General features: G+C 50.8%; 18 protein-coding genes and 1 other RNA gene. 8 read left to right on the plus strand and 11 right to left on the minus strand.

The genetic code is table 11. The features are described from left to right. Positions 1-8 precede the first annotated feature (8 nt). On the plus strand, positions 9-1,367 hold the full coding sequence (locus tag BTA35_RS09385; protein WP_078319552.1) for a sigma-54-dependent transcriptional regulator: 1,359 nt from the start codon (positions 9-11) through the stop codon (positions 1,365-1,367). 165 nt (positions 1,368-1,532) lie between these two features. Continuing rightward, on the plus strand, positions 1,533-2,600 hold the full coding sequence (locus BTA35_RS09390) for an NAD(P)/FAD-dependent oxidoreductase (RefSeq protein ID WP_078319553.1): 1,068 nt from the start codon (positions 1,533-1,535) through the stop codon (positions 2,598-2,600). Positions 2,601-2,621: 21 nt separating this feature from the next. Here the strand turns inward: BTA35_RS09390 and BTA35_RS09395 are convergent, their stop codons facing one another. The 4 genes from BTA35_RS09395 to BTA35_RS09410 form a co-directional block, all read right to left on the minus strand. Next, positions 2,622-3,311, minus strand: a complete 690-nt coding sequence (locus BTA35_RS09395) for a metal-dependent hydrolase (RefSeq protein WP_078319554.1) — start codon at positions 3,309-3,311, stop codon at positions 2,622-2,624. 271 nt (positions 3,312-3,582) lie between these two features. Continuing rightward, positions 3,583-4,407 (minus strand): DUF2971 domain-containing protein, encoded by an 825-nt coding sequence (locus BTA35_RS09400; RefSeq protein WP_078319555.1) that lies wholly within the window; start codon positions 4,405-4,407, stop codon positions 3,583-3,585. Between the two features lie 45 nt (positions 4,408-4,452). Next, positions 4,453-4,992 carry an acyl-CoA thioesterase gene (locus BTA35_RS09405; RefSeq protein ID WP_238377548.1) on the minus strand — a complete coding sequence of 180 codons (540 nt, stop codon included), beginning with the start codon at positions 4,990-4,992 and terminating at the stop codon, positions 4,453-4,455. Next, entirely contained in the window at positions 4,985-6,187 is a 1,203-nt protein-coding gene (locus tag BTA35_RS09410; RefSeq protein WP_078319556.1) for a class I SAM-dependent rRNA methyltransferase, read from the minus strand. The genes BTA35_RS09405 and BTA35_RS09410 overlap by 8 nt, the downstream gene beginning before the upstream one ends. Positions 6,188-6,379: 192 nt before the next feature. On the opposite strand from BTA35_RS09410, the gene BTA35_RS09415 reads away from it, so the two are divergent. Then, a complete protein-coding gene (locus BTA35_RS09415; RefSeq protein WP_078319557.1) occupies positions 6,380-7,081 on the plus strand; it encodes a YjaZ family protein in 702 nt (233 codons plus the stop codon). Positions 7,082-7,276: 195 nt separating this feature from the next. Here BTA35_RS09415 and BTA35_RS09420 read toward each other — a convergent pair whose 3' ends face one another. The 5 genes from BTA35_RS09420 to BTA35_RS09440 form a co-directional block, all read right to left on the minus strand. Next, positions 7,277-7,801, minus strand: a complete 525-nt coding sequence (locus BTA35_RS09420) for a YcxB family protein (protein WP_160054975.1) — start codon at positions 7,799-7,801, stop codon at positions 7,277-7,279. Positions 7,802-7,896: 95 nt separating this feature from the next. Beyond that, a complete protein-coding gene (locus tag BTA35_RS09425) occupies positions 7,897-9,186 on the minus strand; it encodes an FAD-dependent monooxygenase (protein ID WP_078319559.1) in 1,290 nt (429 codons plus the stop codon). Continuing rightward, entirely contained in the window at positions 9,186-10,559 is a 1,374-nt protein-coding gene (gene ubiH / locus BTA35_RS09430; protein WP_078319560.1) for a 2-octaprenyl-6-methoxyphenyl hydroxylase, read from the minus strand. The genes BTA35_RS09425 and ubiH overlap by 1 nt, the downstream gene beginning before the upstream one ends. 27 nt (positions 10,560-10,586) lie before the next feature. Then, positions 10,587-12,023 (minus strand): Xaa-Pro aminopeptidase, encoded by a 1,437-nt coding sequence (pepP, locus tag BTA35_RS09435; RefSeq protein WP_078319561.1) that lies wholly within the window; start codon positions 12,021-12,023, stop codon positions 10,587-10,589. A 113-nt stretch (positions 12,024-12,136) separates the two neighbouring features. Further along, positions 12,137-12,739 carry a UPF0149 family protein gene (locus tag BTA35_RS09440; protein WP_139363646.1) on the minus strand — a complete coding sequence of 201 codons (603 nt, stop codon included), beginning with the start codon at positions 12,737-12,739 and terminating at the stop codon, positions 12,137-12,139. A 205-nt stretch (positions 12,740-12,944) separates the two neighbouring features. Here BTA35_RS09440 and zapB point away from each other — a divergent pair, with 205 nt between their 5' ends. The 4 genes from zapB (at position 12,945) to BTA35_RS09460 (ending at position 14,379) form a co-directional block, all read left to right on the plus strand. Further along, positions 12,945-13,157, plus strand: coding sequence for a cell division protein ZapB (gene zapB / locus BTA35_RS09445; RefSeq protein ID WP_078319563.1), 213 nt, complete (start codon positions 12,945-12,947; stop codon positions 13,155-13,157). Then, positions 13,150-13,473, plus strand: coding sequence for a cell division protein ZapA (locus BTA35_RS09450; RefSeq protein WP_078319564.1), 324 nt, complete (start codon positions 13,150-13,152; stop codon positions 13,471-13,473). Before zapB ends, BTA35_RS09450 begins: the two co-directional genes overlap by 8 nt. A 32-nt stretch (positions 13,474-13,505) precedes the next feature. Continuing rightward, positions 13,506-13,685, plus strand: a non-coding RNA gene (ssrS, locus tag BTA35_RS09455) — 6S RNA. 46 nt (positions 13,686-13,731) lie between these two features. Continuing rightward, positions 13,732-14,379 carry a 5-formyltetrahydrofolate cyclo-ligase gene (locus BTA35_RS09460; RefSeq protein WP_078319565.1) on the plus strand — a complete coding sequence of 216 codons (648 nt, stop codon included), beginning with the start codon at positions 13,732-13,734 and terminating at the stop codon, positions 14,377-14,379. A gap of 4 nt (positions 14,380-14,383) precedes the next feature. Here BTA35_RS09460 and BTA35_RS09465 read toward each other — a convergent pair whose 3' ends face one another. Both BTA35_RS09465 and ilvA read right to left on the minus strand, forming a co-directional pair. Next, positions 14,384-18,043 carry an EAL domain-containing protein gene (locus BTA35_RS09465; RefSeq protein ID WP_078319566.1) on the minus strand — a complete coding sequence of 1,220 codons (3,660 nt, stop codon included), beginning with the start codon at positions 18,041-18,043 and terminating at the stop codon, positions 14,384-14,386. Positions 18,044-18,614: 571 nt separating this feature from the next. Beyond that, positions 18,615-20,138 (minus strand): threonine ammonia-lyase, biosynthetic, encoded by a 1,524-nt coding sequence (gene ilvA, locus BTA35_RS09470; protein ID WP_274378422.1) that lies wholly within the window; start codon positions 20,136-20,138, stop codon positions 18,615-18,617. A 169-nt stretch (positions 20,139-20,307) separates the two neighbouring features. Here ilvA and rpiA point away from each other — a divergent pair, with 169 nt between their 5' ends. Further along, entirely contained in the window at positions 20,308-20,982 is a 675-nt protein-coding gene (rpiA, locus tag BTA35_RS09475) for a ribose-5-phosphate isomerase RpiA (RefSeq protein WP_078319568.1), read from the plus strand. Positions 20,983-21,052 lie beyond the last annotated feature (70 nt).

Raw genomic sequence — 21,052 nt, forward strand, 5'->3', positions numbered from 1 at the left:
AGAATTCTATGAGCCAGGCATCCGGCGTTTTTGTGATTGATGACGAAAAACATCTTCGGATAACAGTGGCTCAGACTCTTTCTCTGGCAGGCTATACGCCTAAAAGCTTCGATAATGCGGAGCATGCCCTGCAGCAACTGGCACCGGACTGGGATGGCGTCATCATCTCAGATATTCGCATGCCAGGTATGGACGGCCTTGAGTTTATGCGTGAAGCCCTGCGTATTGACCGCGACATTCCCATTATTCTGATCTCAGGCCATGGAGACATCTCTATGGCCGTCAATGCGATCCGGGAAGGCGCGTATGACTTTCTTGAAAAACCCTTTTCCAATGAGTTGCTGCTGGATGTGGTAAAACGGGCAGAAGAGAAACGCCGCCTGACTCTGGAGAACCGTCAGCTTAAGCAGGATCTGGAAGTGCATAGCGCTCCCGGCCCTCGCATCATTGGCAAAACCCGTAGCATGCAACAACTGTTGCGTATGGTCGGTCAGATTGCTCCACTGCAAACTGACGTTCTGCTGTTTGGCGAAACCGGTGCCGGGAAGGATCAGATCGCCCGCTTTATGCACGAACACAGCCCCCGTCAGGGCAAAAACTATGTCGCCATCAACTGTGGTGCCGTACCGGAATCCATTATCGAATCTGAACTATTCGGCCATGAACCCGGTGCCTTTACCGGTGCTCAGAAACGCCGCATCGGCAAGTTCGAACATGCTAACGGCGGCACCCTGTTTTTGGATGAGATTGAAAGCATGCCACTGTCACTGCAGGTCAAGCTCCTGCGGGTCCTGCAGGAACGCTGCATTGAACGGCTGGGCAGTAATGAACTGATCCCTCTGGATATCCGGGTGATCGCAGCCACAAAGGTAGACCTGAAGCAGGCTGCAGAAGAGGGCCATTTCAGGGAAGATCTCTACTATCGCCTCAATGTTGTTACTCTGGAGATTCCACCACTGCGGGAGCGAATGGAAGATATTCCTCTGCTGTTCCAACACTTTGTCCTGATCGCATCCAACCGGGTTAGCCGGGAAGCTCCTCCCCTGGATGGAGGCTATATCTCAGTGCTGATGAGCCATAACTGGCCAGGTAACGTGCGGGAGCTGCGTAATCTGGCGGAGCGTTATGTTCTGCTGGGTGAAACCTGTGACTACAATCTGGAACAGCTGATGTTCGGAGAGGAGTCCACCGCCCCTCTGACCCTGCCACAGCAGGTTGAGATGTTTGAACGCAGCCTGATTGAGCAGGAGCTTGCCCGCCAGAAGGGCTCCATCAAGCTCACCATGGAGGCCCTTGGTCTGCCCCGTAAAACCCTGTACGACAAACTAAAAAAATATGGCCTGAAACGGGATGACTTTACCGGCTGAGCCTGCCAATAAAAAATGCAGGGAAATAACCGTGGTACTCTAAGTAGGGTGAGCCCGCTACGCTTACCCCACCCTGCTGCGCTGAAACAGATACCTCATTTGTCCGGTCAAACTGAAACCTGCTAATCTGCGTAGGAAGCCCCATCAAAACTACAGGGTTACTCTATGTCATCATCTCAGTCTCAATCATCGTCATCACACACTCCGTCGGGTAGGTCATCAGCATCTTCCATCGCCATTATTGGAGCCGGTCTTGCAGGTTGTACGCTTGCCCGTCAGCTGGCCAATGCAGGCTGCTGTGTTGATATTTTTGAAAAAAGCCGCGGCACAGGAGGAAGGCTGGCCAGCAGCCGTGTTGGGGAAGAAACCGTCGACCTTGGCGCCAGCTGGCTGAAGTGGGAAGCCAGGCCTTCTGCTCATAACCTGCCTTTTAAGGATTGGCTCTCCGGCCTGGAATCGGAGGGGCTTCTTCACCTGTGGCAACCGATGACTCAGAATTTTCAGCGAGTCGCGCAGCCGGAGCGTAAGCGTTATGTGGGAAGCAACCGACTCAGTGCTCTGACCCGCTCGTTGATTGATCACAAGAATATCAGGCTGCATAGTGGAGTTCGTGTCGAATCTGTTGATCCCCAAATAAGCGTCAAGGGTAACAGCCTACTGCTGACGGATACGGCCCATCGCACTCTTGGTGTGTTTGATCAGGTGGTGGTTGCCACACCTGCGCCCCAGGCTGTACCGCTACTTAAAGCAGAACCTGCGCTGCAGGCATTAGCCCAGAAGGTTCAGCCTGACGCCTGCTGGACTCTGGTACCGGGCTTTGAAGCGCCCCTAAGCACACCGATAGAGCTCTTTGAAGGCGACCACCCTATTCTACGTCGTGTCGTGCGGGATAGCCGGAAACCCGGACGTCACCCTGCAGAAGATACCTGGGTGATTCAGGCCAGAGCAGACTGGAGTCTGCAGATGGTGGATGATGAGAAAGAGCACGTACAGAAAGATCTGGAGCACGCCTTCCACCAGCTGATGCAGTCCCAGCCGGTTGCGGACAGTGCTCGCTGCCATCGCTGGCTATACAGCACCTGCACCAGCCTGAACCTGGACTCCGGCTTTCTGCATGACTCGCAGACCGGGCTTTCAGTTTGTGGCGACTGGCTGGCAGGATTCGGCTTTGAGGCCAGCTGGCAATCGGCCATGGCTTTGAGTCATGCCCTGTTGAGCACTCCGAATAAATAGCATCATCCGAAGCTATATACCTTACCAGCTTTTCTGCCAGCTCCAGCGTACTCTGGGGTCTGTCATCAGATACCAGAGTTCAGTAATGGGGGGAGCTACCGTGGTAATCAGCCCCATCAGAAGGCTAAACATCAGGATGGTATTACCAATATTTTGGTAGTCGAACAACTTAAAAGCAGTGCCAAAAGAGCGCTTAATACGGGCATTAGTCAGATCCACGCTGTAGCACTCATCCAGTAACAGGTGAATCAGATAGCCTATCAACAAACTGACACCCATCAGCCAGCTGACATCCTCCGATAAATCCACAGCCCGATAAGCCAGAAAGGCGGTAAAAACCGCAAACAGACAGCCAGCTAACAACGAATGGAAAATCCCCCTGTGCACGGTAAAGCGGGCAAAGATATACCAGACGCCATAACGTACCGCGATAAAACTGGTAGCCCCTGCCAGCCAAAGCCCAGCCAGGGGTACTTTATCTGCCAAAGCCACCACCGAAAGCACGGCTGCAATCCCACCCAATATTGAAAATAGTGCCCGCACCACATTGGAGTGATCAGAATCAATATCCGGTAAAATGCCACCAATCATCACCAGACACCAACCGGCAATCGCTTCATTCAGCGACATCAGACCAGTCACTAATGCACCGGATAAAACAAAACCACCACCCAGAGCCGCCCCTCCAAGATGGGTTTGAAAATTTGCCATAAATCACACCCGGAAAAATAATAGAAATAACGACATCAACTAATAGGCAAAGTAAGTAAAAACAAAAACTTAGCGCTTAAAAGCATAACGATTACTGGAAATAAAACCAGTAATAAATCCAGTGGTTTTCTGAAAATATGAGACAGGAACCCGGTGATCCGGGCTATCAAATAGAGGGGCCTGACCGGTCTTAAAGCCAAGAGGGAAGCATAAAAAGAGAGTACAGAGCCTGAGCTTTAATAAGCCCAGACCTGATGGGAAAGCAAAGCGGTCAGGCGGGTTTAACGTGTAACTCGAACAGATCCGGGTCCAGCCAGATATTGGCCTGTTTTACTTTTTTATAGCGCAGATCGACAGAAAGCAGTTGCTTTAGCTGTTTACGGTCATCCGCCGAGGCATTACAACCCGTGATCACCTTTTTGACCAAACCTGGAGGAAAATTAAACAGAAAAAATTCCTGATTACTGGTATTAGCCACTTTATCAGCTGCTTCCTTAGGCCGAACCAGACGCACTTCCTGCTCAAAGCTCCAGCCCTCGCCCCGATAAAACAGAGAAGGAAAAGGCTGTACCCGGGCTTTCACTGAGGGCCGCTCATTGGAATAGGTAACAGGGCGCAATACTTGTGGCTGCTCTTTGTGTTTCGGGTGCATAAAGTAGCTATGACCGCCATCCAGCTCGATAACAAAACCTTTATAGTTATCACAATAGCGCTCCCATAATACCGGGTTGTCCGGCGCTTTAAAAAAACGACACAGTGCTAAAGATTGCAGCTTTTTCGGGTCCGGCAACTTTTTGACTTTCGGTTGCTGGCGTTGTCGCATCTGCTTTTCAATAGCTGGGCGCTTTTTAGCGGCTTGTTCACAGAAATACTCCTCTGTGACTAACGCCTGCATATGCTTTGGCAGTGCTGAGTACTGACGGCGTAACTCTGTCTGGAAATCGTCATTACTGATTGGGGTCTGATCCGGTGCCTTGCGTACAGACGGACGGTTAATCTCAAATGGATCCTGACGCTCCACAGCTCCGGTAAAGTGCAGGCGATTATTGCGCAGTACATCAAGATGGCGGAAAGAGAGGTAAAGATAGAGCTTCATAGCGTGTTGTCGTCCCGGAGATACTAAGTCAGAGTGCCATCAGACTCAGCCCGATGGACAAGCCAGATCATAACACTCTGTCAGCGCTTTCGGGATACGTCGGGCTTTACCGTTGCTCATATAGGTGCAGACGTAATGGCTGTAAGCTTTGAAGAGTGTCCTGCCGTCACAGATGCGCTTGAGTTCAAAACGGCGGAAGGCACTGATGCGGTTATGACGCTCCAACCAGGTGGCCATCATCAGCTGATCACCTTCATGGGCGGGAGCGACATAATCCAGCTCATGCCGGTGCACCACCATGGCGACATCCCAGGCGTCATAACGCTCAAGAGTGATACCCAGCTGATGGAGATGTGCCCAACCCGCTTCCTCCAGCCACTTCAGGTAGACCGCATTATTGACGTGCCCGTAGTGATCGATGGCATCCGACGTGACACTGATGGGCAAAAGGAAGGGATGCTGCTGCCCCTGTTCCAGCACCAGCCAGTTCAGTACGTCCACACAATCGGTCACTCGGTTATCCACAGCCTCTTGCTCAGCAGCCGGTGTGGATAACCTGTTCTTATGGCCTTGGGTATCAGTCACGGAAAACGCGAACCACCAGAGATTTCAGATAAGCGGTTTCGGGAATCGCCGGATGTACCGGGTGATCAGCTCCCTGGTGTCCCTGCTCCAGAATCTGTGCCTGGCGATCCACATGCCGGGAGGTGCTGCGCACGATATCGATCAGGCGATCATAAGCCAGATGCATCGAGCAGGAAGCAGAGATCAGGATGGCGTCCTTTTCCAGCAGGCGCATCGCCAGCTGGTTGATGCGCTGATAAGCCAGCTCACCGTTTTTGATATCTTTGCGGCGTTTGATAAAGGCGGGCGGGTCCAGCACGATCACATCAAAGCGCTCGCCTTCCTGAATCAGCTGTTTCAGGGCATCAAAGGCATCACCCAGCATGGTTTCCACTTTATCCTGCACACCGTTCAGGCTGGCGTTCTTTTCCACTTCATCCAGAGCGGTTTCTGAGGCGTCAACGCAGAGCACAGAACTTGCGCCAGCAGCGGCGGCCTGAACACCCCAGCCACCCACATAGCTGAACAGATCCAGCACTTTTTTGCCTTTGCAGTAATGCTGCAGACGAGCACGGTTCATACGGTGATCGTAGAACCAACCGGTTTTCTGGCCGGTCAGAATCGGCACATGGAATTTAACGCCATTCTCTTCCAGATAAACCTCATCCGGCAGCGTACCACGGGCCACACGGGTCTCTTCTGCCAGACCTTCCAGCTTGCGCATGCCACCGTCGTTACGCAGGACAATCGCCTGGGGCTTAACCACCTTCTCCAGTGCGTCCAGAATGTCGTCTTCCAACACCTGCATACCGGCGGTATTCAACTGTACCGACAGCACATCGCCAAAACGATCCACAACCAGACCCGGCAGCAGATCACTTTCCCCGTACACCAAACGGTAGTGCGGTGTCGGGAAGGCCAGCTCACGCAGACCCAGTGCGACCTTAATACGGTGCACCAGCAGGGATTTGTCCAGTACCTGCTCCGGGTTCTGGCTGATCATACGAGCACAGATCAGCGTCTGCGGATTGATATAAGCGGTTCCCAGCACCTTGCCGTTATAGCCCTCAACGATCACCTGCTGACCTGCGGTGTAATTGCGCAGTGGCGAGATTTTAGTATCGACTTCGTTGCTATACAGCCAGATATGACCGGCACGGATACGACGCTCGGCATTTTTACGCAGACGCAGAGTGACTAAAGGACTTTCTGACATGGTGTTTTTCTCACTGACAGGGAAATTCGGGCTTGCCAAAGCTGCAGCTTGGCAATGGCCGCGCATTATAGCGAACAATACAGTTATTGGCTGCTATTGAAACTCGACTCAGGTTGCACAGTTATACGGTTACTAAAAAGCTATTGCATCATTGATATATAATAATTGTCTTCTGAGACGCAGGGCCTAGATATGCCATCTAACAATATGGATACAATTACAATCAATGTTGCGGGAGAGCAGCAAGATTACTGTTTAATGCATATCTATAATTTGCAGATCACTATTCCCAATTTTGCATTTGAAGATGGTCGAATTGATACTGTTACCATTCATGTGAGACCGACGAACCATGTTTATAGCAGAGCTCTCGAAAAGCACAAAGACGACATGGATAAGCTTAAGAAAAGTGGGCATCTACTTCTTAAGTATGAACATACCCCCTCAGATCCCACACAAGAGACACCGAACAAAACACTATCATCCGATATTAGAGTGTTTTGTCCTGAGAAATACCAAGCTTCACTTCTGCTATCTGATTTTGTCCAAGTACTAAACACACACCCCAAAAATATATGTGCTCTGGCCAATAAAGGAGATGATCGGACCTGCCTTAGTGCGCTTTTTAAAGCTCAATCGGATAGCCGATTCTATGTCGTGCTCTTCCGCTTTCACAAGAAGGCCAACAATGAAGCAAGCATGGTAATTGAAACTGCTTTTCTAGCCGAGGAAGACGACTTCAGGGTAAAAATGCTCAAAAACCCCAAGAATAAACCTAACACTCGTCCTTTTTTGATTTTGCTCAGAAATATTTTTGCTGGGAGGAAACCTTTCGAGGGCAGGTCAACACCAAAGAAACGTAGTCGAAGGAAGGCACAAAAGAAAAAGCCCTGAGCACTCGTTAGAGTAATCAGGGCATAATATTTCCGAGATCCCTATTTATCTCCGCTTTGCGGAGCGCAAAACCAGCTGGTTCGCGGGAGGCGAGGTTTTTAAAGCTTTAGTAATCTAAAGCTCGCAATCCGAACGATCTCGCTCTTACTAGGCGACAGTATATTCTGGAGTGAGGGCTAAAGCAATCAACGCAGACTATTTCGCGTCTGATTTATCCGCAAAAGCGCCAGCTTTTCGCTCGCAAAGTGCTGCAAAGCGCTCGCAGGACTCATCATCTGCAAAAGCAGCCAAAGGAACCCAGATATAATTTACGCCACGGTATAACAGAAAGCCCCGGGGCGTACGCACCACTTTAGAGATATCATCCCAACCAAACTGACCTTCTGTTTTCTCGCCGGTTTTTGCGCTGACACCGTCATCATCAATCAGCAGACTGATCTGCTGATCTTTCTGATCGCTTTTCTGAAAGCGGCTTAGCAGTAGTTTCCTGTGCATACGACCCCGGATCAGAAACCAGTACACCGCCAGTACCAATGCCATAGAATCTGCAGGCTGGAAGCCACGCTCAAACATCATAAATACACTCAGCAGAATCAGCGCGCCAACCACAAGAGTGACAATCTTATCTTTTGTGTTCGCCGCACCCAGACTTGTGTGCTCATCGCTGGCTTCCAGATAAACCTGCTCACTCCACAGGTATTTAATTTCAATGGCGGACATGACGTCTCCTGTCAAAAATTTCATGGGATAATTAACGGCTATCTGACTGTATTTAATGGCTGAGGTTCATTTCTTGCCTCATCACACGCCAGGCATCAGGCCAGATTTACCCGGGCATTAAACGGAAGCCCATCCCGCTCACCCAGCGCCTGCCGCAGCAGCTGTTTCTTCACCGAAGGTGTATTATTTACCAGACTCATACCCGTATTGCGCAACCAGCGCAGAGGCAGAGGTACCGGGCCATACAGGCGTTTAAAGCCTTCCATCAGCGCCATCATTTTCAGGTTATCCGGCATACGCCGCCGCTGGTATTTCCCCAGTGTTTGCTCAATACCCAAAGGCTGCTTTCGCTGCCATGCGGCGGTAAGCTCTTCCACCAGAGTTGCAGCATCCAGCAGGCCAAGATTTACACCCTGCCCCGCCAGAGGGTGAATGGTGTGGGCCGCATCACCGGCCAGCACCAGCCCCGGCTGCCAGTAGCGTTTGGCGTGACGTTGGCGCAGCGGGAAACTGTAGCGCGGATCACAGCTGACCACCCGGCCCAGTTTATGCTCAAAATGCAGAGACAACTCAGAGCAAAAATCCGTCGTATCCAGAGACATTAGACGAGTACATTCTTGCGGTGTGGTCGACCATACGATAGAGCAATAATGATCATCCCCTGAAACGGTCACCGGCAACAAGGCTAAAGGCCCGGTTGGCATAAAGCGCTGCCAGCAGGTGCCCCCATGGGGTTGCTCTGATTTAATCGTGGTGACAATGGCTTCGTGGCCATAATCCCACTCGCGGGTTTCAAAGCCACCCCACTCCCGCAGGCTGGACCGGGCTCCGTCTGCAGCAACAACCAACCCTGCCTGTAACACCCGGCCATCCTGCAGATAAACCTGACGCTGAACCTTGCCGGGCTTTGCTTTATTTTCCAATTCAGGGCTGATGCCTTCAATTCGTATTCCACAGTGCCAGTGAATATTATCGTAGGATTTACTCTGGTCAACGAGGGCGGTCTGGGTAACGCTGTTCTCAACGATATGGCCGATATTTTCTGCAAAAACATCATTACAGTTGAACTCGATATGTCCGGTGCCATCTGCTTCCCAGACGTTCATCTGCTGGTAAGGCGTCACCCGTTTTTGCTGCATACAATGCCATACATTCAGGCTCTCCAAAAACACGCGGGAGGCTTCGGTCAGTGCACTTACGCGGGGGTCCACTCGTTCAGGGTTCCAGAAAGGTTCCTGATCCGCGGCTTCCAGAATTGCGATCTTCATTCCCGTTGCGGCAACACCGCAGGCGATGGCAGCACCAACCATACCACCACCAACAATAATCAGATCGTATTGCTGCAGATTGTCTGCTGCACAGGCTTGCGTTTGGTGATCGGTCATCAGACTTCTCCTGACGGTGTTGTTATGGGCTCATGATAAGCAGCTCTCTGTTCTGGTCCCGGGACTTCTGTCTGCTCAGTAAGAGGATAAAGCCGCACGGAGGAGCCACCAATCCCCATGGCCTGACGGGCAAACCAGCGTTTGGCAGGCTTCAGCCGGTCCAGCAGCATCAGGCCTCCGGCTCTCAAATGTCCCAGTACCGGATTACCGTTGGCAAACAGACGAATCAAACCATCACTGAAGCCGATCACGGCATCCTGATCCGACTCCCGGCGCTGCTGATAACGCTGCAGAGTCGAAAGGCTGCCCAGTGCTCCACCCTGATTCGCCGCTTCATGCAGCACCCCGGCCAGCTCAGCAACACCTCTTAACGCCAGGTTATAGCCCTGCCCCGCCACCGGATGCATATAGTGGGCTGCATTTCCCAAAACAGCCAAGCCGGGACGCACCTGTTCCGTGGCACGAATCAGTGTCAGCGGGTACTGGTGCCGCTCTCCAATACGTTCGATATCCCCCAGGCGCGGGCCAAACAGTTGTAACAGCTTGCGCTTGAAATCTGCCTCTGAAAGCTCGCTCACCTCATCCATCTGCTCAGCAGGCACCGTCCAAACCAGTGCGACATCTTTTGCCTCCGGTAAGGGCAGCCAAGCCATAGGCCCGTCTGCGGTAAAGCGCTCAAATGCCCAGTTTTCATGGGGCTGGCTCATGGTGAGATTACAGACAATGGCATACTGGTCATATGGCCGGACATGGTCGACAATATTCAGCTGTTGCTTCAGCCCGGACTGTCCACCGTCAGCCAAAACCACAAGTCCAGCCTCTATCTGATGCTCGCCGCCGTCATCACTACGGCTTAGGGTCAGCCGATGCTTCTCTGCATTAATATCAAAACCAGTCACTTTAAACGGACACAACCATTCAACATGCTGCGCCTGCTTAACACCATTGAGCAGTATCTGCCCCAGGGCGATATTGGGTGCAACATATCCCAGCGCATCCACATGATGATCCGCAGCATTCAACCGGGTAGCTCCCAGATGACCTTTGTCAGAAACATGGATCTTTCGGATTGGCGCCACATGGGGTTCCAGCTGTTGCCAGAGTCCGATCTGCTCGTAGATATGTCGCGTTCCCCAGGAGAGCGCGGTTGAACGGGCATCGTAACTGCTCTTGATGCCGGAACCTCCGTCACCGGCAGCAGGAGAAGCCAGGGTCGGGATGGCCTCAATAACGGCAATTGACCAGTTATGCCTTTTGGCGAAGCCTTCCAGCGCACAGGCAAGACTTGCCCCCACTAATCCGCCACCAATAATGGCAATATCGTAAGAGGGTACCTGATGAGCTTCCGGGGAAGCTGAAGCGGCTGTTGTCACCGACTCTCTCCTGTGTTGGTCTCTCTGCTAAACGGTAGGGCCAACGCCCTGTCCCGCCATAAGCGCTTCAATTTCAGCAATATTTTTCGGTACGCCTGAAGTGATGACCTCAGGGCCTGATTCAGTAACGATAACGTTATCCTCAATACGAATACCGATGCCCTGCCAGCGTTTTTCTACACTATCGTCATCATGGGCTATATACAGTCCGGGCTCTACCGTCAGCACCATGCCGGCCTGTAACGGCCGTGATTGACCATCGACCTTATAGCGGCCGGCATCATGCACATCAATACCCAGCCAGTGGCTGGTGCCGTGCATAAAGAAACGACGATAGCTCTCGGACTCAATAACCTCATCCAGTGTACCGGCCAACAGTCCAAGGTCTAACAACCCTTGGCAAAGTACGTTCAGTGCCGCCCGGTGGGGAGCATGGCAGTCCCGACCCACCTGAACCTGATCAATAGCGGCATACTGAGCCTCGAGAACAACCTGATAGAGGGCTGCCTGCTCCGGGCTGAATCTGCCGGAAACCGGGAATGTCCGGGTAATATCTGCGGCATAATGCTCCAGCTCACAGCCCGCATCAACCAAAACCAAATCTCCCGCCTGCAGAGGCTGGCTATTTTCCACATAGTGCAGAATGCAGGCGTTGGCACCACCGCCGACAATGGTGTTATAAGCCGGGGCTCGACTTCCTGCACGCATAAAGTGATAGAGGTATTCAGCTTCCAGCTGGTACTCCATCATGCCCGGTTCGCATACACCCATCGCTCTGCTATGGGCTGCCGCAGAGATCTCTGCGGCCACTCGCATCACCTCAAGCTCTGCATCACTTTTAAACAAGCGCATCTCGTGGATCAGAGGTAAAAGATTATGCTGCTGTTCCGGGGCTACTTTCCCGGCCCGGGCCTTTTGGCGCAGCTGCTGACTCCAGTCATTGATACGACGGCTCAGTGCATCATCGCCCTGCATCGGATAAAACAGATGTTTCGAGCCGTTAAGCAGCTCTGGCAGTCGGGTATCCAGCTGATCCAGTGTGTAGGCCTCGCTTATGCCATAATCACTTTTTGCCGCATCCTGACCGATACGAAAGCCGGTCCAGACTTCCTGCGCCCTGTCTTTTGGCAACGAAAACAGGTGACTGTCACCATCCTGATGGCCAGGGGTCAAAACCAGCCAGGCATCTTCTTCAGCAAAGCCCGTCAGGTAGTAAAAATCACTGTTCTGACGAAAGGCGTAATCGGCATCGTTATTGCGATAACGTATTTCAGCCCCCGGCAAAATCGCAACACTGCCTTCCGGCAGCTGATCCATCAAGCGCTGCCGTCTTTGCGCATACTCGTTTGCGGGAATAGCATACGTTTCCTTTGCAGCAATGATATTGCGGTTTATCAAAGCTTTTTCAGTCAGGCTGACTCCAGCCTGGGGCTGCTTCTGTCGGGTATTGCTTACTTGCGTCATAACGACTCCTGTAATTCAACATCAGTGATCAGCTGCTCCGGATCTGATGCGCTGCACGCTATTAATACGGTGACAGTAACTAAACGGTGTAATACCAGCGAAGGCTATAAAGCCTATTGCAGTTTCTTCGCTTCCTGGGCCGCTTCATCTAGCTGAGGAGCCGATGGGTTACACTCGGTATAAAGCATCATCGCCGTCATACGGACATATTCACTGACAGCAAACAGATCCTGTTCATTTTGTTCATCATCGTCCAAAGGCTCGTTCATTTCTGCAATCTGCTCCAGATCCTGCAGAGCTTCTTTCAGGTCTGCTGACAGCTTACCTTCCTTAAAGGTCTGGTTGTCGCCAAGGGCAGAAAGGAATCCTTCACACCACTCCAGCAATGTTTGCATGCGCTCATTCAGTGAGAAGTCTTCATCGGCAATCAGTAACTTAAAGCCCAAATCCTGATCTTTAATACCCGCTTCCGTTTGTTCAAGCAGTTCAGCCAGCTCTACTTTAGACTCATCGCCATCCAGTTCAGTCACATCCATAAACTGCATCGCCTGACGTAACCAGGTGTCCAGATCCGGTATCTGTCCGGCACAAAGCTGTCCACAGAGATCGCCATGTAGCTCGGCTGGAGCATGCAAACAGCCATGGCGTAAAAACAGATCACTGATTCGGGCAAAAACGGGTTGTTGAATTTCGGTTTGCTGTTGAACATCTGTCATAGGGGTGCCTTTCTCCGGCAGGTACTTTAATAAAAAATCAGTAAACCAGGCCCCAATAATAGAGAACCGGTTCACGAATCACTGGATTACTGCCTATTTTGACGAGAAAAAGCTCATTTGTCAGGAAGTTAGTATTCATTCACGTCAATTGACCAGTTACAATCGCAGATCTATAGTACGGGTATCCTCAGCTAAAGATAATTTTATGGACACTGACGATTTAGATCAGTTGGAAAAACAGATACATGAGCTGCTTTTAATTTGCGTTGATCTGCGCAAGGAGAATGAGCGACTCAAAAATACGGTTAGCCAACAGACCACAGAACTGGAAGCCCTGACGCAAGAGCGCCAGGCCACGGAAGAGAAAGTCAGTTATCTTTTAACCCGCTTAGGGCCATCGGAGCCACAAGATGAGTGAAACACAGAGCAGTCAAACCGTCGAAGTTAAAATTCTCGAACGTAGTTATGTGGTCGGCTGCCCCGATGATAAACAGAACGACCTGATCAACTCGGCCAAGTACCTTGATCGCAAAATGCGTGAGATTCGCGATAGCGGTAAAGTGATCGGTACTGAGCGCATTGCTATTATGGCGGCCCTGAATATCGCCTATGAGATGTTGCACGACACACGGGAAGGCAGCGACTCACAGGAGCAGGTTCAGCGTATTAATGAAAAGCTTTCCGCTGCCATTCAGGCTCTTCGTCAGGATGATAAAGATAGCAACGCCGCCTGATTTTTTTTCTTGTCTGCGTTATACTCTTTCTCTGATTCCTGGGGTGTTCGCCAGCTGTTAACGTCCTCGAGCCTAATTACAAACCCAGGGAATCATCCGTGAGTACCCGTGTGCATGTCCGCGCGACGGAAAGCCTTAGGTACTTCGATGATTACCCACCTTGAACCTAATTGGTTCAAGGGCAACGGCAGCAGCGGCACTCTGGGGCTTTATCCCCCTCTCTTTCCAAAATTTTCCCAAGCCTATTCCGGTCTGACGATGACAGCGACCCTTTCACCATCACCCGATATGTCACCTGAATCTCTGACACTGAACCGGACTCAGCTTCGTCGCGAGATGCGTCAACGACGCCGCGCCCTGAGTGTTGCTGAACAGAAAAAAGCATCGGCACGCCTGAAAACCCAGGTACTGGCACTGCCGGAATTTCTGCAGGCAAAACGGGTTGCTATCTACCTGCCTAATGATGGCGAGATCGACCCGACACAACTGATTGATCAGGCACGGAAAATGGGCAAGGTTTGTTACCTGCCGGTACTGCAGCCTCTGGTGGAAAACCGCCTGTGGTTTGTTCGCTTTGACCATAAAACGCCGATGACCCATAACCGATTCGGAATCCCGGAGCCAAAACTGAAGGGGTTTGCGGATAAAAAACGCAACCGCTGTCGACCGGAAGACCTGGATCTGGTGCTATTCCCTCTGGTGGCATTTGATGAGCACGGTGGACGTATGGGCATGGGAGGCGGCTTTTATGACCGGACCTTCGCCTTCACCCGTCACAGAAGGTTTGCCAAGCCAACGATGATAGGCTTGGCTCACGAATGCCAGAAAGTAAAGGATTTACCCATTGCGGACTGGGATATCCCGTTACAGGCTATCGCCAGTGACCAAGGTGTTTATCGGGCGTAACAACTCATAAACGCCCCTTTTGAAGCTCTGCCGAATACTCTAAAAGCGCATCAGCAGGCATAGGACGGGCAAACCAGTAGCCCTGATAGCATGGACAGCCCAACTCCCTCAGAAAGTTATACTGAGCTTCGGTTTCTACACCTTCAGCCACCAGATCAAGCCCAAGGCTCAGCCCCATCTGTAAAATCGCTTTCACCAACTGAGCGTCTTTCTCATCATTCACCAGGTCCCGGACAAACTCCTGAGCGATCTTAATCTGATCAATTTTCAGGTTTTTCAGATAACCCAGAGATGAATAACCCGTGCCAAAGTCATCGATGGAGCAACGTACTCCCAGCTTTGCCAGGTGCCGCAGCGTTGTATTCAGATCCTGGCCCGATTTAAGAAAAACGCCCTCCGTTATTTCTATCCAAAGAAGCCCTTTAGCAGCGGGGTATTTTGCCAACATAAATTCGATTTGACTGACAAAATCAGGATGAGCGAAATGGCGTGAGCTGATATTAACCGACACCTTACAGTGAGCGAGCGATGTATCCTGCCAGAGTTGCATCTGATAACACGCCTTTTCAAGCACCGCCATGCCGATATCAATAATAATCGTACTCTCCTCAGCAATACAGATGAAAGAGCCGGGGCCGATCAAGCCCTCTTCCGGGTGCTGCCAACGGATAAGTGCCTCACAGCCGACCATCACACCATGACTGCTATGCTGAGGCTGATAAAATAACCTGAACTGGTCTTCCTCCAGTGCAATACGAATCGACTTTTCCAGTTCAAGCCGATGCATGACTTCAACCTGCATTTCCGGCTCATAGAAAGCGAAAGCAGCCTTACCAGCACTTTTAGCCCGATACATTGCGGTATCAGCCTGTTGAATATACCCTTCCGCCTCGACCCCAGGCTGAGGCAGATAGGTAATACCGATACTGGCACTAACTTTATGGCGATGCCCTTTCAGATCAAACGGTTCTTCCAATGCCTGCAGAATACGCTCTGCCACATGGGCAGCCTGATCCATGGCAAGATCGGCGGCGTCCACATCTCCGGGTAACAGAAAAAGAAATTCATCGCCCCCAAAGCGGCTGAAAATATCTTCCGCTCTTAAGGTAGCACTCAACCGTTCGGCAACCGCCTTAAGTAACTCATCCCCCATCTCATGACCGAGGGAGTCATTCAGCATCTTAAAGTCATCCAGGTCCATAAACATCAGCGCACTAAAGTCGTTATGACGTTCACAGTGCATCAGCTGATGGCGCAGAGACTCCATAAAGAGATCACGGTTCGGAAGCTCTGTTATGGAGTCATAGTAAGCCAGATAACGAATTCGTTCCTCACTGGCTTTCTTATCCGTAATATCCAGGAATGCCGCAACATAGTGTGTGGTATCCCCTTGCCCCAAAGTATCAACAGCCGTAATCGTCACCAGCTCTGGGAAGATAGAACCATCCTTACGCTTACTCCAAATCTCTCCGTGCCAATGTCCCTGCAGAATCAGCGACTGCCAGAGCTTGCGATAAAAATTATTACCGTGCCGACCAGACCTGAGAATACTGATCTTGCAACCCAAAACCTCATCACTGCGATATCCTGTAGTCTGGCAGAACGCTGAGTTAACCCGCTGAATCACAGTATCTGCGTCAGTAATCACAATCGACTCATGGGTTTCAAAGGTAATAGCGGCAAGCTCCAGCGCCTGAGCAGACCGACGCTGCTCTGTGATGTCCCGGGCAACAATGGATAGAAAATGATTACGGGAGGCATTGCTCCCTCCCATCAGTACACGCTCTCCCTTAAGGGAAAGATGGCGCTGATCCGAGCCGTTTTCACTACGAAGCGTACATTCAATATCAAGACGCTGGCCTCTTAAAGCGGCATCCAGAGCCTGCTCAACGACAGAGACCTGAGCAGGTATCACCTGCTGTAAAAAAAGTGCATCACTGGCAACATGAACTCCGGGCTCCAACCCCAGAAGCCGGTAAAACTCATTTGACCACTGATGTGGGCGGCCGTTATGTGCCCATTCCCAACTCCCCATCTGAGCAATACGCTGAGACTCCCCCAGCAACTCATTGCTCTTTTGCAGCTCACGGGTCCGTATATGAACCTGCCGGGAAACTTCTGCAGAGCGACCTGCTTGTACCAACAGAACGCCGCCCAGCACAGCAGATACAAAAAAGCCGCCGGTCAGGACAAAGTATAACCCCCAGGAATACCCCATTAGCTGCCGGGAAGCCCACTGCTCCATCACCCAAACATCAGCACCAACCTGAATCTCCGAACGATATGCCAGCTTATCTCTCTTTTCATTAGAGAAACCATCGCTCAAATAATAGGGCTGGTCCTCCAGACCTTTCGGGTAGAGTTTTACACCGTTCTGCTGAAGCTCATGTCGTCTGAGAACTTCATTCACCAGATCTGCCATACGCACAACGGCAACACCATAACCAGCCAAAGCATCAAGACGTTCACCTTCACTATCCGGTGTACTCCTGCTGTGAAAAGCAGGCAAAAAAATCAGAACGCCCTTCTGCTCGCCATCCTCCTGGACCAGGCGAACAGGTGCAGTGGCACTGGCCAACCCTGACTGAACAGCCTTCTCCAGAGCCTCTCTGCGTAAGGGGTTGGAGAGCACATCAAAGCCCAATGCCGCCTGATTAACATCAAAAGGCTCAATCAGAGTCACAACCACATAGCTATCTCGGTTTTCAGCCCGAACCAGCCCATAAACCGGGTGCCGCTCCTGGATCATAAAAGGTACATTGCCATACACATTACGCATATGAAGCACAAACTCATCCCGCTCATGACCTTTTAGATAGATATTCCAGGAAAGACCATGCAGACTGCCCTGACGCTGCAGCACCTCATTAGCAAAGCGCTCGAAGTCTGCTGGCGACAGGTCAAAGTCAGAATAAATAAAGCCTCTGAGGTTATAAAGCTGGCTGATATGAGCATCCAGCTCAGTCTGAATGGCTAAGGCAAAAGCCCGGGCCTGACCCTCGAAACGGTTTTTCTGGGTCTCTTCTTCTTTTTCCAGCCCCTGTCGGTACATAAGAATGGTAAAAAAGATAATCAGTACTAAAGGAAGACCTACAGATAGGCGCTGGGCGCGCCAGTAGTGGCGAGGTAAAGCAAACGCCAGAAACATTAAAGGTGTAAAGACAATCACCCCGATCGTATCGCCAATCCACCAGGTCAACCAGTTGATCTGTGCCCCCTCCAGGGCCATCACACCGGAGCTGACCAGATATCCCACACTGAAGGTAGCACTCACCAGACAGGCAGCTGGCCCGGCGAGAAGCAGGAACCGGATAATGTCACCAGCCTTATTAAGCCGGGAGGGGTAGCCTACATAGCGGCGAACCAGAAAAGCCCCAAACAATGCCTGAGCGGCCGATGCACTGGCGATCCAGGCCATAGACAGCGCACTACCCAACGGTGGCAGCGCCAAACCGTGCTGATTGAGAATATTAACCAGAAAAGATGCCAGCCAGACCCCAACAACCCCCGGAGATCGCCAGATCAGAGTAGAGGCTAGCGCCACACCTGAGGGTGGCCATATAGCCGTTGCATAACCCGGAGGAATGGCCAACTGCAGACCTAAAAAGCCTGCAACAATATTGACCGAGAGAACCAGTAAAACAACCAAAAAAAAGTGCTGCACGGGCGATCCTTAGAAAAGCGTCAGAATTCCAGCCGATATTGCATTCCTGCAGAAGCAGACAATCATATCTCTCTTTCCTCTGATTCAGATTAGCATGTTGCAAACAAAAAACCCCACGACATTAGTGTGGGGTTTTGAGTCGGCAGCATCCGGTAAGGATGTCACTGATAAGGTTTCAGGTCAGGCAATCCGGTCATCCACCAAGAGGATGACTTGCAACAAACAATCAGAGCAATCCCTGCGCATAGCTTGTCACCACGACCCCTAATCCAAATACCAGTATCAGTACTGTCACCAGATCAGGCTGTTTTCTTTTCATGGTTATTCCCTGCTTTTATCACTTGAGCTTAAAACCAAATAAAAAACGAAATGCCCTAAGACCGGACAAAGAACCATCCGGATTGAGGCTTTCTATCCATTCTATAGAGGTGCGACTGCTTTGCAATACATACCTCAATTACCTTTTTTATCGGCAGATGGTTGCCGCTATCTGTCCCAAAAACCGATACTCAAAATGATAAGCAAAAAGAACACCAGCTCAGCACCTCAGATGAAAACCCTCAGCACGCACTTACTGCAAAAACAGCTGATAAGCAGGGTTTTCGCTCTCATCCCAATAGCGGTATCCGATACGATCCAGGTACTCAGCAACTTTTTTCTTATCCTGCTCAGGAACCTGCATACCGATCAACACACGGCCATATGCAGCACCATGATTCCGATAGTGAAACAGAGAGATGTTCCAGTTTTGTCCCAGATTATTGAGAAAATTCAGCAAGGCTCCCGGACGTTCCGGGAACTCAAAGCGGAACAGCTGTTCATGCTCAACATCATCATTACGCCCACCGCCCAGATGTCGGATATGCAGCTTAGCCATCTCATTATCACTCAGGTCGATGGTCGGGTAGCCCTTCTCTTCCAGTGACTGAATCAGCTCTGCCCGGTCATTGATATCTTTTAGCTGAATGCCGACAAAAATTTTGGCATCACGACTATCCGAATAGCGATAGTTAAATTCAGTCACCATACGACGACCAACAATTTTACAAAACTGCTTGAAGCTACCGGGGTGCTCAGGAATCGTCACCGCTAAAATCGCTTCACGCTTCTCACCCAGCTCAGCACGCTCTGCAATATGCTGTAAACGGTCAAAGTTGGTATTAGCTCCGGAGTTAATACAGATTAGGGTTTCACCCTGCACCGCATTTTGCTGAACATATTTTTTTAAACCAGCTAATGATAGTGCGCCGGAAGGCTCAGAGACCGCGCGAGTATCTTCAAACACATCTTTTACTGCTGCACAAATTTCGTCAGTAGTAACCGTGACGACTTCGTCTACAAAGTGCCGGGCAATACGAAATGGCTCTTCACCAATCTGAGCAACAGCAACACCTTCTGCAAAAATTCCGACCTGATCCAGCACAACCCTTTCACCGGCATCCAATGCAGCTTTCAGGCAGGCCGCGTCCTGCGCTTCGACGCCAATCACTTTGATCTCAGGGCGCAAATACTTCACATAAGCAGCAATACCTGCGATCAGGCCGCCACCACCAACCGGAACAAAAATAGCATCGATATCCGCCGGGTACTGACGCAGAATTTCCATCGCCACCGTACCCTGACCTGCAATCACCTCCGGGTGATCATAGGGAGGAATATAAGTGTAACCTTTTTCAGCCACCTGTTCCTGAGCGTACTGAGAAGCTTCGGCAAAAGCATCACCTTTCAGAATCACCTTAGCACCACGAGCTTTTGCGGAAGCGACTTTGATCTCCGGGGTGATTTTCGGCATCACAATCGTTGCCTTGATGCCCATATGTTTTGCCGCCATCGCCACACCCTGAGCATGATTACCGGCAGATGCAGTGATCACCCCCCGGGCTTTCTCCTCATCTGACAGCTGAGCCATGGCATTGTAGGCACCACGTAACTTAAAAGAGAAAACGGGCTGAAGATCTTCACGCTTAATCAAAATCGTGTTGTTCAGGCGCTTGGAGAGAAAACGGGCCTCACTCAGAGGGGTTTCTTTGGCTACATCATATACACGAGCCTGCAAAATGCGTTTTACGTATCTTTCCAACATCTGTTTCTTCACTCTCTGCACAACACAATAGATTCGTTATTTATAGGGCTTTACCATAGGGGCGACTATCTTATGCCTTAAGGCAAGATAACGTCTACAGCTTACCGGGCTTAGCCCGTATAATGAGCGGGAATTTTATCCAAAAGCGTTTAAAACAGATCTCAAGCAGGCTCAGATCCCCATGACTCAAGACGAACTGAAAAAAGCGGTTGCCCAGGCGGCACTGGAAGAAGTTAAAAAAATCATTGATAAAGACAGCATTGCTGGGGTTGGTACAGGCTCCACTGCCAACTTCTTTATTGATGCGCTGGCCACCATCAAACTGGATTTTGATGGTGCCGTAGCCAGTTCCGAAGCAACCCGGGAACGTCTGCAGGCTCATGGTATCACCGTGTACGATTTGAACGGTGTTGGCACGGTTCCGGTATATGTTGATGGTGCAGATGAAGTAAACGGCCGCCTACACATGGTAAAAGGTGGCGGTGGCGCACTGACCCGTGAAAAAATTATCGGTGCCGCCTCTCAGACATTTATCTGTATTGCTGATGAAAGTAAGCAGGTGGACATTCTGGGCGGATTCCCGCTACCGGTTGAAGTCATTCCGATGGCACGCAGCTATGTAGCCCGGGAACTGGTAAAAATGGGTGCAAACCCGATGTACCGTGAAGACTTCGTCACCGACAACGGTAACGTCATTCTGGATCTGTACAATTTTCCGATCGATAACCCTTTAACCATCGAACAAAAGATCAACAACATTACAGGTGTTGTGACCAACGGCCTATTTGCTATGCGCCCGGCAGATATACTGCTTCTGGGCTGTGCAGATGGTGTTAAAAGCCTTAAAGCCAAATAAATCACAGGCTTTCAGAAAGCGACAGTCCTGCACTGTCGCTTATCTTTACATCTCATCCTCACAACCATCA

The sequence above is a fragment of the Oceanospirillum linum genome (genome assembly GCF_001995095.2).
In the GTDB taxonomy this organism is placed as follows: domain Bacteria; phylum Pseudomonadota; class Gammaproteobacteria; order Pseudomonadales; family Halomonadaceae; genus Oceanospirillum; species Oceanospirillum linum.